Source organism: Novosphingobium soli, from assembly GCF_042432915.1.
GTDB classification, from domain to species: domain Bacteria; phylum Pseudomonadota; class Alphaproteobacteria; order Sphingomonadales; family Sphingomonadaceae; genus Novosphingobium; species Novosphingobium soli.
On sequence record NZ_JBHLWK010000018.1, the window covers coordinates 19,899 to 34,898 of the forward strand.

Below are 15,000 nucleotides of genomic sequence, written 5' to 3' on the forward strand. Positions count from 1 at the left end.
TGCCGAGAGTTCAGGAGAAGGGGGGCGGGCCCTGGCTGGGCGGTCGGATCTGCGCGCCGGTGGCCGGAAGCGCCAGCGGTCGGCGCAGGATCGCCGCGACGAAGACGAAGGCCAGCGCCACGACCAGCAGCGGCGCCAGGTCCGCTCCCGTCATCGCCGCGCCCAGCGGGGCGAAGGCGCAGGGGTGGTCGGCGGTCGCGGCGCCGTGCTCCTGGTGGCCGCCCTTGGTCGGAATGACGATCGTCATCGCCGTCCCGGCGGGCATCGTGCCCGAGCACAGCGCGACGATCAGCCCGGTCTCCGGAGCGGCGGGCATGGTGCCCTGCGGCACCAGCGCCTTGAGGCACAGCACCGCCGCCAGCAGCAGCGCCGCCAGCGCCGGGCGGTCCCGGAAGAAGTGCCTGATCGTGCCCACGCAGGGGGGCTTAGCGCGTCGGGAAGGGCGTGTCACGGTCTGTCCGATCGCGTCCCTGTCGCCTCCCCCGGCGTTCGACAGGGGCAGGCGACGGGACGTGGCGGAGGTCGCTCAGCCGATGATCGACTTGACCTCCAGGTACTCGTGGAACCCGTACTCGCCCCACTCCCGCCCGTTGCCCGAGCGCTTGTAGCCGCCGAAGGGCGCGTGGAAGTCGAACCCGCCGTTGACCCAGATCGCGCCGGTGCGCATCTTGCGCGCGACGGCGCGGCATTGCTCCACGTCCTCGCCCGAGACGTAGCCGCCGAGGCCGAAGTTCGAATCGTTGGCGATCCGGACCGCATCGTCGACGTCGTCGTAGCCGATGATGACGAGCACCGGGCCGAAGATCTCCTCGCGCGCGATGACCATGTCGTTGGTGCCCACGAACACGGTCGGCTTCACGTACCAGCCCTTGTCCAGCCCCTCGGGACGACCGGCGCCGCCGGCCACGAGCTCGGCGCCTTCGGCAAGGCCCTTCTCGATGTAGTCCTGGATCACGTCGTACTGGCTCTTGGAGACCACCGGGCCCATCGCGAAGTTGCCGGTCGGGTCGCCCACGGTGACGCCGTTGGCCGCCTCGGCGGCGATCGCCTTGACCTCGTCCATGCGCGAGGAGGGCACCAGCAGGCGCGAGCCGGCCGAGCAGGTCTGGCCCGAGTTGCCCATCATGCCCGCCGTGGCGCCGGCCACGTTGGCGGGCAGCGAGGCGTCGTCGAGCACGATCCAGGCGCTCTTGCCGCCCAGTTCCAGCCCGACGCGCTTGACGGTGTCGGCGGCGTCCTTCTGGATCTGCACGCCCACCGTCTCGGACCCGGTGAACGAGATCATGTCGACGTCCTCGTGCTTGGACAGCGCCGCGCCGATCACCGATCCCTGGCCCTGCACCATGTTGAACACGCCGGCGGGAACGCCCGCCTCGTGCAGGATCTCGGCCAGGATCTGGGCCGAATACGGGGCCAGTTGCGGCGGCTTGAGGATCATCGTGCAGCCCGCCGCGAGCGCGGGGAAGATCTTCACGCAGGTCTGGTTCATCGGCCAGTTCCACGGCGTGATGAGCCCGCAGACGCCGATCGGCTCCTTGCGGATCAGGGTGGGGCCGCGCTGTTCCTCGAACGGGAAGGCCTTGAGCACCTCGATCGCGGTGCCGAGGTGGCCCTTGCCGAGCAGGGTGTGGAAGCCGCAGGCGAGCGAACGCGGCGCGCCCATCTCCTCCATCACCGCCTCGCCCAGCTCGGTCTCGCGCCGGAGGTACTCGGCCTGGATCGATTCGAGCAGGTCCACGCGCTCCTGCACGCTGCTCTCGCCGTAGGTGGCGAAGGCGCGGCGGGCGGCGGTGACCGCCTTGTCGACGTCGGCCGGGGAGCCGAGCGAAATCTCTCCCGAGACCGCCTCGGTGGCGGGGTTGATGACCTCGGCGGTCTTCGGCGAGACGGGATCGACCCAGCGGCCGTCGATGTAGAACTGCGTGTAGTTGCGCATGATGCCTCTCCCAATTCCTCCCCATGGCGGGGAGGGGGACCACCCGCAGGGTGGTGGAGGGGGCACTCTCGCATGACGAGATGTCACGGTATCGGGAGGGTGCCCCTCCACCAGCTTCGCCGGTCCCCCTCCCCCAGCAAGCTGGGGGAGGAATGCTTCGTGTTACTGCGTGCCCTCGGCGTACCAGGTGCGGAATTCGGAGTAGTTGGGCATCTCCTCCGAGTTGGCGGCGGGGTCGATCGGCACGTGGATGACGGTGCAGCCGCCACGCTCGTAGGCGCGGGCGATGGCCGGGCCAATGTCGGCCGCCTTCTCGACGTATTCGCCGGCGGCGCCGAAGCCCTCGGCGATCTTGTCGAAGCGGACCTTGTCGGACCAGTGGACGCCGGTCTCCTTGGTGCCGTGGCCGAAGGTGCGCTTGTAGACGCCCACTTCGAGGCCCCACTGGAAATCGACGCCGACGATCACCACCAGCGGCAGGTTCTTGCGCACCGCCACTTCCAGCTCGCCCACGTGGAACAGGAACGAGGAGTCGGAGGTGATGAGCATGCCGGGGCGCTGCTTGCCGGTCTCGGCCTGGTCGGCGAGCATGGCGCCGGTGGCGTAGGGCAGGCCGGTGCCGATGTGGCCGTAGTTCTGGTTCCAGATGACGTCGCGGGGCTTGGCCTGCGAGTACGTCCACTGGAAGATCACCGTGGCGCCGCCGTCGCGGATCAGGATGCCGTCCTTGGGGAAGGCCTTGGTCGCCTCGGTGACGAACTGGCTAGTGTGCATCTTGGCGCTCGAGCCGTCGGACTTGGAGGCGGCCTCCTCGGCCAGCTCCTCAAGCTGCTGGGCGTCGCGCTGGATGTACTCGGACAGCGACTGCGAAGCCTTGCGCGGCGTGTCCTTGAGCGCGCGGACCAGCTGCGGCACCACCGCGCGCACGTCGCCGACCAGCGGCACGTCGATCGGGCGGTTGACGCCGATGGCGGTCGGGTCCTGTTGCACGTAGATCCACTTGCGGTTCGCCTCGTTGTCGACCCAGTGGCGCCAGCGGCCGTAGTGGCTCGGCTCGCCCAGCTCGGTGGCGAGCGCCACGCAGCAGTCGCTCTCGACCACGGCGTCGATCGAGGCTTCGGAGAAGCCGTAGGGGAAGGTGCGGTCCTCCAGCCCCTCGATGAACGAGGTGCCGCCCGAGGTCTGGATCACCGGGCACTGCATGAGGTCGGCCAGTTCCTTGACCGCCGCGCCCGACTTCGAGGTGTGGACGCCGTGGCCGACCAGCAGCACCGGGTTCTTGGCGTTGCGGATGATCTCGGCCGCTTCGGCGATGCGGTCGCCGTCGGCGCCCTGGTTGGTCAGGCGATAGCGGTGCGGCGGCAGCACCGGCGGCAGGTCGAGCTCTTCGAGGATGACGTGCGCCGGGTACTCGATGTAGGCCGGCCCGGGCGTACCCGACATGGCGACGCGGATCGCCTCGCGCACGATCTCGTCGGTCTGGTCGGCGTACTCGATCGAGCTGGAGAACTTCACCGAATCCTCGATCATCGGCTCCTGCCGGACGAACTGGATGCGGCCCCGGCGCACGCGGCGCTCGGTGATGCGGGCGCGCTGGCCGCCCATGAAGATGACCGGGTCGTTCTCGACCTTGGCGCACTGGATCGCGGGCATCATGTTCGCCATGCCCGGCCCGAGCGTGCCGATGCACAGCGCCGGCTTGCCGGTGATGCGCGCGGCGGCGGCGGCCATGTGGCCGGCAGAGGCCTCGTGGTGCGGCGAGACGACGGTCCAGCCGCGCGTCTCCGCCTCCAGGAACAGATGCACGAAGTTCGGATCGGGGATGCCGAACAGGGTGCGGATGCCCTCGGCCTCGAACAGGTCGAGGATGCGCTTGTAAACGGGCGTGCCCTTCCTGGCGGTCGCCGGCGCTTCAGCCTGCGGCTGGTCGTCGTACATCGTAGTGCCTTTCTTCTCGATCCGTTGCGTTCGCGAATTCTGCGAGGGAGGGCGGTCGCTCTCTCGCCGGTCACCCTCCCCAGGTTCGGCTTGGGCAGGTGGTTAGCCCAAGCCTTCCGGCGCTGTCAGGTGAAATCAACAGCGCTGTTCACTTCGACTCGCCTGCCATCGCCGGGGCGACGCTGGCGAGCACCTCCTCGTTGTGCTGCCCGAGCATCGGCGCCGGTCCGCGCACGCGGCCGGGAGTGGCGGAGAACCAGGTCGGCACGCCCGGGAAGCGCACCGGGCCCTGCGGCGTCTCGACCTCCTCGAAGAAGCCGATGGCATCGAGGTGGGCGTTGTCGAACAGCTCGTCGGTGGAGCGGAGCGGCGCGCAGGGGATGTTCAGCGCCGACAGCGTGTCGAGCCATTCCTGCGTGGTGCGGGTGAGGAAGGTCTCGCCCAGCAGGCCGTAGACGCGGCCGATCTGCCGGGCCCGCTTCTCCAGCGTGGAGAACTCCTCGCTCGCCCAGGGCGGGTTCACCGCCGCGACGAAGGCGTTCCAGTGCTTGTCGTTGTAGACCAGCGCGGCGACGTGGCCGTCGCGGGTGCGGTAAGGGCGCCGGTTCGGCTCGACCGCGCGGTGGTAGTGCGCCGGCGTCGTCGGGGGCGAGAACATCGCGCCGTTGGCGTGCTCGACGAGCATGAACGAGGACATCGCCTCGAACATGGTGACCTCGACCTCCTGGCCCTCTCCGGTCCGCTCGCGGTGGAACAGCGCCATCATCGTGGCGTAGAGCGCGTGGAGGCCCGCCACCTTGTCGGCCATGATCGTGGCGACGTAGCCCGGCTCGCCGTTCATCAGACCCTGGACGTGGGGGATGCCGCACTCGGCCTGGATGGTGTCGTCGTAGGCGGGCTTGTCCGCCTCGGGCCCGCGGCGCGAATAGCCGTAGCAACTGGTATAGACGATGTCGGGGCGGATCGCCCGCACCGCCTGGTAGTCGAAGCCCAGCTTGCGGATCGCGCTGCCGCGCATGGAGTGGATGAAGACGTCGGCGGTGGCGATCAGGCGGCGCAGGCTTTCGCGGTCGGCGTCCTGCCGCAGATCGAGCATCAACCCCCGCTTGCCGCGGTTCACGTTGACGTAGATGCCGCCCATGCCCGGCACCGGGCCGGCGGTGATCCAGCGGGTGTTGTCGCCTTCCGGCGGCTCCACCTTGATGACCTCGGCGCCCATGTCCGCCATGATCTGCGTGGCGTAGGGGCCGAAGACCACGCTGGTCAGGTCGATCACGCGCACGCCTGCCAGCGGACCCGCGCTGGGTGGGGGCTCCGCCCGGGGTGCCGCGTGGGATGTCTCGTGCGACATGCTCTCCGTTCCCTCTCGCTTCTCTGCACCAGCGTTAGCGCAAGGGGACGGGCAAAGCCATGCGGATTTACGTTCGCTGGTCCGATATCGGCACGGCGCCGTTGTCTCCACCCGCGCCGGCTGCTAGTTCCGCCCGGTGCCCGGCACGGCGCCGGGACGGGAAGAGGACTCGACACTCAGGTGGACTTCGCACTCAGCCAAGACCAGCAGGACATCCGCGAGGCGGTCCTCAAGCACTGCTCGCAGTTCTCGGACGAGTACTGGCTCGAAAAGGATCGCAGCGGCGAATTTCCGTTCGAGTTCCACCGGTCGATGGCGCAGGCCGGCTGGCTGGGCGTCGCCATGCCCGAAGCGGTGGGCGGTGCCGGACTCGGCATCACCGAGGCCGCGGTGATGATGCAGGCCGTGGCCGAGAGCGGCGGCGGCATGACGGCGGCGTCCGCCATCCACGGCCCGGTCTTCGGGCTGGAGCCGGTCCACCTCTTCGGCACCGCGGAGCAGCAGCAGCGGATGATCCCGCCGATCCTCTCGGGCGAGGAGAAGATGTGCTTCGCGGTGACGGAGCCGAACACCGGGCTCGACACCACCAGCCTCAAGACCCGCGCGGACAAGGTGCCGGGCGGCTACCGCGTCAACGGCGAGAAGATCTGGATCACCAACGCCCATGTCGCCGACCGCATGCTCCTGATCGCGCGCACCACGCCGCTGGAGGCGGTGAGGAAGAAGACCGAGGGGCTGACGCTGTTCTACACCCGGCTCGACCGGGCCCATATCGAGCATCAGCTGATTCCCAAGATGGGCCGGCACGCGGTGGGCTCGAACATGCTGTTCATCACCGACCTGTTCATTCCCGAGGAGGACCGCATCGGTGCCGAGGGGCAGGGCTTCAAGATCCTGCTCCAGGGCCTCAATCCCGAGCGCGTGCTGCTCGGCGCCGAAGCGACGGGGCTGGGGCGCGTGGCGATCAAGAAGGCCTCGAAGTACGCGCAGGAGCGCGTGGTGTTCGGGCGGCCGATCGGGCAGAACCAGGGCATCCAGCATCCGCTCGCCAAGGCCTGGATGCAGGTGGAGGCGGCGAGCCTCATGGTGTTCAAGGCCGCGACCATGTTCGACCAGGGCCTGGACTGCGGCACCGAGGCGAACGCGGCCAAGTACCTGGCCGCGGAGGCCGGGTTCGAGGCGTGCCAGACCGCCGTCATGTCGATGGGCGGCATGGGCTACGCGCAGGAATACCATGTCGAGCGCTACCTGCGCGAAGTGATGATCCCGCGCATCGCACCGGTCAGCCCGCACCAGATCATGAACTACATCGCCGAGAGGGTATTGGAGCTGCCGCGATCCTATTGAGGAGGTTTCTGGATTAGGTGGTTTTTCGGCCTTTGGGGCATGAAGATAGCTTGGCCCTTCACGGCCAGTGGTCCCGGATCAGGTCCGGGACGACGATTGGAGAGACAATGCCGTTCCAGCACGAAGCCATCGCCGCCCGCTCCTGGCTCTTCGCTCCGGGCGACAGCGAGAAGAAGATGACCAAGGCGATGGAGGGCGAGGCCGACATCGTGCTCATCGACCTGGAAGACGCCGTGGCGCCGGACGCCAAGGCCGCCGCGCGCCCGCTGGTGCATGACTTCATCAACGCCAACCCCGGTCAGCGCCAACGCCTCTGGGTGCGCATCAACCCGTTCGACGGCCCGCACACCCTGCACGACCTTGCCGCGGTGATGCCGGCGCATCCCGGCGGGATCATGCTGCCCAAGGTTTACAGCCGCGCCGAGGTCGAGAAGCTCGACCACTGCCTCTCGGCGCTGGAGGTGGCCAACGGCATCGAGGAGGGCTCCACCCCCGTCATCGTGCTCATCACCGAGACGGCCGAGGGCATGTTCCACACCGGCACCTACAAGGGCGCCCCGCGCGTGGTGGCGCTGACCTGGGGAGCGGAGGACCTGGCCGATTCGATCGGCGCGTCGTCCAACCGCAATCCGGACGGCTCCTATTCGTTCACCTATGAGCTCGCGCGCAGCCTTACCGTGCTCGGCGCGGCGACCGCGGGCGTGACCGCGATCGAGACGATCAGCGCCGACTTCAAGGACCTGGAAGCGCTGCGCACCCGCGCCGAGAAGGTCCGCCGCGACGGCTTCCGCGGCATGATGGCGATCCATCCCGCGCAAGTGCCGGTCATCAACGCGGCGTTCACGCCGACGGAGGACGAAATCGCGGAGGCGCAGGAGATCGTCGACGTCTTCGCCGCCAACCCGGGCGTCGGCGCCATCGGCTGGAAGGGCGGCATGCTCGACCGGCCCTACCTGGCGCGAGCGCAGCGGCTGCTGCGGCAGGCCGGGAAGCTCTAGGTGGAGGGGGCGGTGGCGGTCATCCTTCGACGGGCTCGGGATGCGCGGAAGGGGAGCGCAGCATGCTGTTCCTCCATGGAAGCAGCACCCAGTCCGCTCGTCCTGAGCCTGTCGAAGCACGCAGGCGCCACCCCATGATCCACACCACTCCCGAAGCGCTCGACCTCACCGCCTGCCTGCGCCCCGGCGACCACGTCGTGTTCGGCCAGGCCTGCGGCGAGCCGACCACGCTGGTCGCGGCGCTGGTCGCGCAAGGGGCGGCCATCGGCGATCTGCGCGCCTTCATCGCCACCAGCTTCTCGGGCCTGTTCACGCCGCAGAGCGCGCCGGCCTTCCGGCTCTCCTCCATGGGCGCGATCGGAGCGCTGCGCTCGATGACCAAGGCCAACCTGCTCGACGTGATCCCGGTCCACGTCAGCCAGGTGGCGCCGCTCATCACTGCGGGCGTGATGCCCTGCGACGTCGCGATGATCCAGGTCAGCCCTCCGGACGCAGAGGGCAACCATTCCTGCGGCCTCATCTCCGACTACGTGCGCGCCGCCGTGGACAAGGCCCGCGTCGTGATCGCCGAGGTCAACGACCAGGTGCCCTACGTGCCTGGAGAGATGATCCCGGCGAGCGCCATCGACGTGGCCGTGCAGGTCTCGCGCCCGCCGGTGGAGGTCGCGCCCGCCGCGATCGGACCCACCGACGAGGCCATCGCCCGCCTCTGCGCCGAATTCATCGAGGACGGATCGGTGATCCAGACCGGCGTCGGCGCCGTTCCGGACGCGATCCTGCGCCTGCTGCACGACCGCCGCGACCTCGGCGTCCACTCGGGCATGCTGGGCGATGGCCTCGTGGACCTCGCCGAAGCGGGCGTGCTCACCAACGCGCGCAAGGAGATCGACCGGGGCGTCTCGATCAACGGCGCGCTGATCGGCACGCGGCGGCTCTACGCATGGGCGGACCGGAACCCGGCGATCCGCATGACGCCGACCCACTACACCCACCACGCGGGCGTGCTGGAGCGGCTCTCGCGGCTCGTGACGATCAACTCGGCGCTGGAAGTGGACCTGACCGGGCAGGTCAATGCCGAGCAGTCGGGCGCCGCCTATCTCGGCGGGACCGGCGGGCAGGTGGACTTCGTGCGCGCCGGCGCCCGCTCGCCGGGCGGGGCCTCGCTGATGGTGCTTGCCTCGACGGCCAAGGGCGGGGCGGTCAGCAAGATCGTGCCCGCGCTCTCCGGCCCCGTCACCAGCGCGCGCAGCGAGGTGGACGTGGTGGTGACCGAGTTCGGCGCCGCCCGCCTCAAGGGCCAGACGCTCGCCGAGCGCGCCCGCCGCCTCGTCGCCATCGCGCATCCGGATTTCCGCGAGGAGCTCGACCGCGCCGCGTTCGAGATCGCCAGGAGAGGGTTCTGACCATGACCGCCGTCCGCTTCGACGCCCGCGAGGACGGGATCGCCGTCATCACCATCGACCGCCCGGAGCAGCGCAACGCGCTGACGCGGGAGGTGCGCGAAGGCCTGCGCGCCGCGTGGGCGCGGTTCGAGGGCGACCCGGCCCTGCGCATCGCGATCCTGACGGGCAGCGGCGACAAGGCGTTCTGCGCCGGCGGCGACCTCAAGGAGATGGTCGAGACCGGCATGGCCGTGCCGCCGCGCGACATGTACGCGCTGCCGTACGACACGATCGAGCTGTCCAAGCCGACGATCGCGGCGGTCAACGGCGTCGCCTTCGCGGGCGGCTGGATGATCGCACAGGCCTGCGATCTGTGCGTCGCCTCCACCGAGGCCAAGTTCGCCATCACCGAGGTCAAGGTGGGGCGCGGCAGCCCCTGGGCCGCGCCGCTGATCCACATGATCCCCCAGCGCGTGTTCATGGAAATCGTGCTCACCGGCAAGCCGATCACCGCGAGCCGCGCCTACGAGATCGGCCTGGTCAACCGCCTTGCCGAGCCGGGCACGGTGCTGGACGCCGCCATCGCGCTGGCGCACGAGGTGCTGGAAGGCGCCCCGCTGTCGGTCAAGGCCGCGCGCGAGACGGTGATGCTCTCCACCGAGATGGGCCGCACCGCCGCGCTCGCGGCGGCCCGCGCGGCGCACGAGCACGCCTACAACTCGCACGACGCGCAGGAAGGCCCCCGCGCCTTCGCGGAAAAGCGCAAGCCGGAGTGGCAGGGGCGGTAGGCCACGCGGCTCAGCCTGAACTTGTCGAAGGCCCGGCGGCGTGGCGCCGTGGGGCGGGATGGTTCGACAAGCTCAGGATGAGCGGTGCAGGGAAAAGTTCCGGGGCGCAACCGGCCGGGGACGGAACCCGCGCGCCCCTTGACGGCGCATCCCCACCGGGTCCTATGCGGCTCCCGATCTCCTGAAAGCCCCCGCTACGATGCCGCAAGATCCGATGGTCCAGCTCACCCTCTTCACCCAGGCGGTCGAGGCGCTGGGTGGGCAGCGCGGCACTGCCCGCATCCTCGGCATCGAGGAATCGGCGCTGCGCAGGCGGCTGGCGGGGGAGGAGGCGCTCGACAGCACGATCCTGCGCGACATCGCCCGCGCGCTGATCGACCACGCCGATCGCTGCCGCAAGATCGAGCGCAAGCTCTCTCCCGCCTTCTCGGAAAACCTGACCGCGGAGCAGGCGGAGCGCTTCGGCGGCGGCTGAGGCCGCGATCCTCCCCATCGGCTTGGCCAACGGGGAGGATGGCGTCGGTCAGCTCACCGTTTCGCGCGTCTCGAACGCCACGCCCGGCAGCTCGGGCGACCGGCGCCAGTCCGCCAGCATGTCGCGCCAGGCGTCCCAGCCGGGCAGGTAGCCCTTGAACAGGGCCCACTTGAGTTCCTTGTCGCCCTCGTTGTTGAAGTAGCTGGGCGTGCAGCCCTGCTGGAACTCCGACATGTCGACCTCGTTCTCGCGGCAGTGGCGGACATAGGCCTCCACCCCCTCGCGGGTGGCGGAGAACTTGTCGGCGCCGCGGCGCAGGGTCTCGCCGATCATGAACGCGAGGTGCTCGGCCTGGCGGGAGAACTGCTCGGTGGTGCTCGAGTTCGTGGCGCCCTGGATGTAGCCCATGTAGAACATGCCGGGGAACTGGTCGGTGGTCACGCCATGGAGCGTCGAGGGGCCGTTGGCCCAGTGCGCGTAGATCGACAGGCCGTTCTCGCCCTCGACCGTGTCGATGCCCCAGCGGCGCTTGAGATCCGAGGTCACCTCGAAGCCCGAGGCGAAGATCATCAGATCGACCTCGTACTCGACGCCGTCGGCGATGAAGCCCTTCTCGGTCATGCGCTCGACCCCCTGGGTGGGGGAGACGTCGATGACCTTGACGTTGGGCTGGTTGAAGGTGGGATAGTAGTCGTTGTTCGAGAGCGGCCGCTTGCACATGAAGCGGAACCACGGCTTCAGGATCTCGGCCGTCCGCTTGTCCTCGACGATCGAATCGACGCGGCGGCGCAGGCGCTCCATCACCTGGAAATCGACCACCTCGCGGCGCGCCATGAGCTCCTCGATGCCGAGCTGCGGGAAGCCGTCGGCCTCCAGTTCGAGGTTGAGGTTGCGGCTGATCTCGGTCCAGATGTCGCAGATGAGGTCGGGCTCGCCGGGCAGGAAGAACTGCTGCGCGCCGCGGTGGAAGTTGGCCATGCGCTCCTGCTGCCAGCCGGGCTGGAGCGACGCCGCCCAGTCGGGATCGGTGGGCGGGTTCGGCCGCTCGTCGATGTTGGAAGGCGTGCGCTGCAGGACGTAGAGCTGCTTGGCGTACTTGCCGAGGAAGGGCACGGCCTGCACCGAGGTGGCGCCGGTGCCGACGATGGCGACGCGCTTGTCCTTCAGCTTGTCGAGCACGGGATCGGTCCACGAACCGCCGGTATAGTCATGCTCCCAGCGGCTGGTGTGGAACATCTTGCCCTTGAAGTCGTGGATGCCCGGGATGCCGGGCAGCTTGGGCATGTTCATCACGCCGCCCGCCATGACCACGAAGCGCGCGCGGATGTCGTCGCCGCGGTTCGTCTTCACGTGCCAGCGCTTGATCCCCTCGTCCCAGGTGATGCTTTCGACGAGGGTGTGGAACAGCGCCTTGTCGGCCAGCCCGAAGTCTTCCGCCATCTTCTGGCAATAGGCCTGGATCTCCCAGCCGTCGGAGAACTTCTTGCTCGGCATGAAGCCGGTCTGCTCCAGCAGCGGAAGGTAGCAGTAGGCGTCGTTGTCGCACTGCACGCCAGGGTAGCGGTTCCAGTACCACACGCCGCCGAAGCCGCCCGCGTGGTCGATGTTGCGCACGTCCGTCACGCCCTGCTCGCGCAGGTGATAGCCCGCGAGGATGCCGGAGAAGCCGGCACCCAGGATGGCGACGTCGATCTCCTCCACCAGGGCGTCGCGCGCGGCGACGGGGGTGAAGGGATCGTGGGCGTAGTTGTCCGAGAAGTCGCCCGTCGGGCGCACGTACTGCTCGCCGCCCTCGCGGCGCAGGCGCTTGTCGCGCTCGGCCAGGTACTTGGCCTTGAGCGCCGGGATGTCGAGTTCCTCGGGCGCGGGGACGTCGGTCTTAAGGCAGGTCATTTCCTATCCCACTTTCTGTCGCGCAAGCGACGCGTTTCGGCAGCGCTGATCTTGTGAGCGGCTCTGGATCGCACCGGATTAGTTGTCAACAGTGTTGTTGATTAAGGAGTCCGATCGCGCCATGGCGAAGCTGTAGCCGATGTGGTCGACGTGGCCGTGAAGGCCGAAGTCGAGCACCTGCGGGTTCTCCGGACCCTTGTCGTGGAAGGCGGCGCTGGCGGCAGCGACGTCCTCGATCGTCCACTCGGGGCGATAGACGCCGCGGGTCTCGGCCACGAACATGCGCGCCACGCGGCCCGCCATCGACGCGATCAGCTCTCCGGTCACCGCGCAGCTCTCGTGCGCCAGCCAGCCGACCACGGGCGCGACCAGCTCGGGCTCCATCGGCGGGTACCGCGAGATGTCCAGCCCCTCGGCCATGCGGGTCACCGCGCCGGGGACGATGGTGTTGCACTTGACGTCGAACGCCTCGCCCTCGAGCGCGGCGATGTTGTTGAGGCCGACCATGCCCGCCTTGGACATGCCGTAGTTGACGCATTGCGCGTTGCCGTAGAGCCCGCCGACCGAGCTGGTCAGCACGATGCGGCCGTAGCCGGCGTCGCACATCGGCCCGAAGGCGGCCTGGACGACGTGGAAGGCGCCGAGCAGGTGGACGTCCACCACCGCGCGGAAATCCTCGTAGGAAAGCTCGCGGATCGCGCCGTAGCGCACGTTTCCGGCGTTGTGGACCAGCACGTCGATGCGGCCCCAGGTGTCGAGCGCGGCCTGGACGATGGCGCGCCCGCCCTCGGGCGTCGCGACGCTGTCGGCATTGGCGATCGCCTCGCCCCCGGCGGCGACGATCTCGTCCACCACGCCCTGCGCCACGCTTGTATCCGGTCCGTCGCCCCGGATCGCCCCGCCGAGATCGTTGACGACCACCTTGCACCCGCGCGAGGCCAGCAGCAGGGCATAGGAGCGCCCCAGGCCCCGGCCGGCGCCGGTAATCACGGCCACGCGGCCGTCGAAACGCATCTCAGGGTCTGACATGGGCAGGCATCCTCTTGCAGGCGAGCGCCCGGCCTGCCGGAAATCGGCGGCTTGCCGCCTCCGAACGTCCGGCCTTCGGCGCTGCTGGATTGCTTATTCGTCTGGCGCACGGATATCCGCACGCCGACCCGCTTGGCAACGCCGGGCCCGTCGCCGGGGCGATGGCGGGCGGGGGGTGGCTGCGGATGCCGCGCATGCCGTTGCACCTGCTCCCTCGCGACGATACCACGGGCAAAAGGCCCGGCGCCGTCGGGGAGAGGGATGTATACATGCTCGAAGCCGCAGGCCGGAACGCCAATGCCGTAACCGCCAAGCCGGGAGAAGGCTGGGCCCTCCACCGGATGACGCCGGCCAGCCGTCTCAACGGCGCCAACGGCATCCGCACCGGCGCCGACGGGCGCATCTACGTGGCGCAGGTGGCGGGCAGCAAGGTCAGCGCCATCGACGTCGAGAGCGGCGCGATCGCAACGATTAGCCCCAACGGCGGCGGCATCGTCGGGCCCGACGACCTTGCCTTCGACGAGGCGGGCAACCTCTACTGCACCGAGATCACCGAAGGCCGGGTGTCGATGATGACGCCGTCCGGCGCGTACCGCGTGATCCACGGCGACATGCCCGTCGCCAACCCCATCACCTATCACCAGGGACGGCTGATCGCGGGCGAGCTGCGCATCGGCGGGCGCATCCTGGAACTGGACCGCGACGGCGGCGCCCCCCGCGTGATCTACGAAGGCGTGCCGATGGCCAACGCCTTCGAGGTGGGCCCCGACGGCAAGCTCTACTTCCCGGCGCAGGGTGCGAACGAGATCTGGCGCATCGCCCTCGACGGCGGGGAGCCGGAAGTGGTGGCCAAGGACCTCGGCGTGCCGGATTCGGTCAAGTTCCACCCCGACGGCTACATCGTCTCGACGCAGGTCTATTCCGGGCAGGTGCTCCGGATCGACCCGCGCACCGGGGAAAAGTCGGTGCTCGCCGACATCGGCCCGGGGCTCGACAACGTCGCCTTCGTGAACGGGCGCACGTTCGTCAGCCATATCAACGGCTCGATCACGGAGATCGTCGCGCCGGGGCAGACCCGTCCGCTGGTCGACAAGGGGCTGCAGTGGCCGCTGGGCCTGGCGGTCGACGCGAACGGCCACGTCCTCGTCGCGGACGGCGGGTTCTCCTACCTGCTGCGTCCCGGCGAAGCGCTGCAGCTGGCGGGCATGCTGTTCTCGCCCGGCTTCCCCGGCTGGATCCGCGACGTCGCCGCGAGCGGACCGGACGAATGGATCGTCACCACCGCCAACGGCGATGTCGCCCGCTGGAAGCCCGCCGCCGCCGAGAGCGAGGTGCTGGCGAGCGGCTACGACCGGCTGATGGGCGTCGCCGCGACGAGCGGGGGCGTCGTCTTCGCCGAGTTCGGCACCGGCAAGGTCCACGCGATCGAGGGCGCAGGCCCCACGCAGCTCGCGTCCGGGCTCGACCGGCCGACGGGGGTCGCGGTCGCCGCGGACGGCCCCGTCTACGTGGCGGAGAGCGGCGCCGGGCGCATCGTCCGGCTCGCCGGCGGGCGCAAGGAGACCGTGCTCGACGGCATGGCGCGGCCGGAGGGTCTGGCGATTTCCGAGGGCACGCTGTTCGTCGCCGACCCGGGTGCCAACGCGCTGGTCGCCTGCGACCTGGCGAGCGGCGCGCGCGAGACGGTCGCCAGCGACCTGCCGATGGGCGGGCCCGGTGGGCTCCAGCCGGTCCAGCTGGGCGGGGTGGGCGACATGTGCGGCCCGATGAACACCTTCACCGGGGTCGCCGTCGCGCCCGACGGCACCGTCTACCTTTCCGCCGACGCCGAGGGCTCCGTCCTCGCCCTGCGCCGACTCTGAC

Annotated in this window: 12 protein-coding genes; 6 read left to right on the forward strand and 6 right to left on the reverse strand. The window is 69.5% G+C overall.

Annotated features, from left to right (window positions below; translation table 11 throughout):
• Positions 1-10 precede the first annotated feature (10 nt).
• The 4 genes from ACFFJC_RS14790 to ACFFJC_RS14805 all read right to left on the reverse strand — a co-directional run bounded on the left by ACFFJC_RS14790 (position 11) and on the right by ACFFJC_RS14805 (position 5,225).
• Positions 11-415 (reverse strand): hypothetical protein, encoded by a 405-nt coding sequence (locus ACFFJC_RS14790; protein WP_379488253.1) that lies wholly within the window; start codon positions 413-415, stop codon positions 11-13.
• A gap of 111 nt (positions 416-526) precedes the next feature.
• Complete coding sequence (locus ACFFJC_RS14795; protein ID WP_379488254.1) at positions 527-1,936, reverse strand: aldehyde dehydrogenase family protein; 1,410 nt, start codon at positions 1,934-1,936, stop codon at positions 527-529.
• A 162-nt stretch (positions 1,937-2,098) separates the two neighbouring features.
• Positions 2,099-3,874 carry a thiamine pyrophosphate-binding protein gene (locus ACFFJC_RS14800; protein WP_379488255.1) on the reverse strand — a complete coding sequence of 592 codons (1,776 nt, stop codon included), beginning with the start codon at positions 3,872-3,874 and terminating at the stop codon, positions 2,099-2,101.
• A 148-nt stretch (positions 3,875-4,022) separates the two neighbouring features.
• Complete coding sequence (locus tag ACFFJC_RS14805) at positions 4,023-5,225, reverse strand: CaiB/BaiF CoA transferase family protein (protein WP_379488256.1); 1,203 nt, start codon at positions 5,223-5,225, stop codon at positions 4,023-4,025.
• A gap of 180 nt (positions 5,226-5,405) precedes the next feature.
• On the opposite strand from ACFFJC_RS14805, the gene ACFFJC_RS14810 reads away from it, so the two are divergent.
• The 5 genes from ACFFJC_RS14810 (at position 5,406) to ACFFJC_RS14830 (ending at position 10,215) form a co-directional block, all read left to right on the forward strand.
• Positions 5,406-6,572 (forward strand): acyl-CoA dehydrogenase family protein, encoded by a 1,167-nt coding sequence (locus tag ACFFJC_RS14810; protein WP_379488257.1) that lies wholly within the window; start codon positions 5,406-5,408, stop codon positions 6,570-6,572.
• 107 nt (positions 6,573-6,679) lie between these two features.
• Positions 6,680-7,570, forward strand: coding sequence for an HpcH/HpaI aldolase/citrate lyase family protein (locus ACFFJC_RS14815; RefSeq protein WP_379488258.1), 891 nt, complete (start codon positions 6,680-6,682; stop codon positions 7,568-7,570).
• A 134-nt stretch (positions 7,571-7,704) separates the two neighbouring features.
• Entirely contained in the window at positions 7,705-8,973 is a 1,269-nt protein-coding gene (locus ACFFJC_RS14820) for an acetyl-CoA hydrolase/transferase family protein (protein ID WP_379488259.1), read from the forward strand.
• Positions 8,974-8,975: 2 nt separating this feature from the next.
• A complete protein-coding gene (locus ACFFJC_RS14825) occupies positions 8,976-9,740 on the forward strand; it encodes an enoyl-CoA hydratase/isomerase family protein (RefSeq protein WP_379488260.1) in 765 nt (254 codons plus the stop codon).
• Between the two features lie 199 nt (positions 9,741-9,939).
• The gene (locus tag ACFFJC_RS14830) at positions 9,940-10,215 is read left to right on the forward strand and encodes a hypothetical protein (protein ID WP_379488261.1); all 276 of its coding nucleotides are present in this window, start codon (positions 9,940-9,942) and stop codon (positions 10,213-10,215) included.
• Positions 10,216-10,263: 48 nt separating this feature from the next.
• Here the strand turns inward: ACFFJC_RS14830 and ACFFJC_RS14835 are convergent, their stop codons facing one another.
• Positions 10,264-12,108 (reverse strand): flavin-containing monooxygenase, encoded by a 1,845-nt coding sequence (locus ACFFJC_RS14835; protein WP_379488262.1) that lies wholly within the window; start codon positions 12,106-12,108, stop codon positions 10,264-10,266.
• Between the two features lie 78 nt (positions 12,109-12,186).
• Positions 12,187-13,137 carry an SDR family NAD(P)-dependent oxidoreductase gene (locus tag ACFFJC_RS14840; protein WP_379488263.1) on the reverse strand — a complete coding sequence of 317 codons (951 nt, stop codon included), beginning with the start codon at positions 13,135-13,137 and terminating at the stop codon, positions 12,187-12,189.
• A gap of 269 nt (positions 13,138-13,406) precedes the next feature.
• On the opposite strand from ACFFJC_RS14840, the gene ACFFJC_RS14845 reads away from it, so the two are divergent.
• Complete coding sequence (locus tag ACFFJC_RS14845; RefSeq protein WP_379488264.1) at positions 13,407-14,999, forward strand: gluconolaconase; 1,593 nt, start codon at positions 13,407-13,409, stop codon at positions 14,997-14,999.
• The last annotated feature ends 1 nt before the right edge of the window (position 15,000 follow it).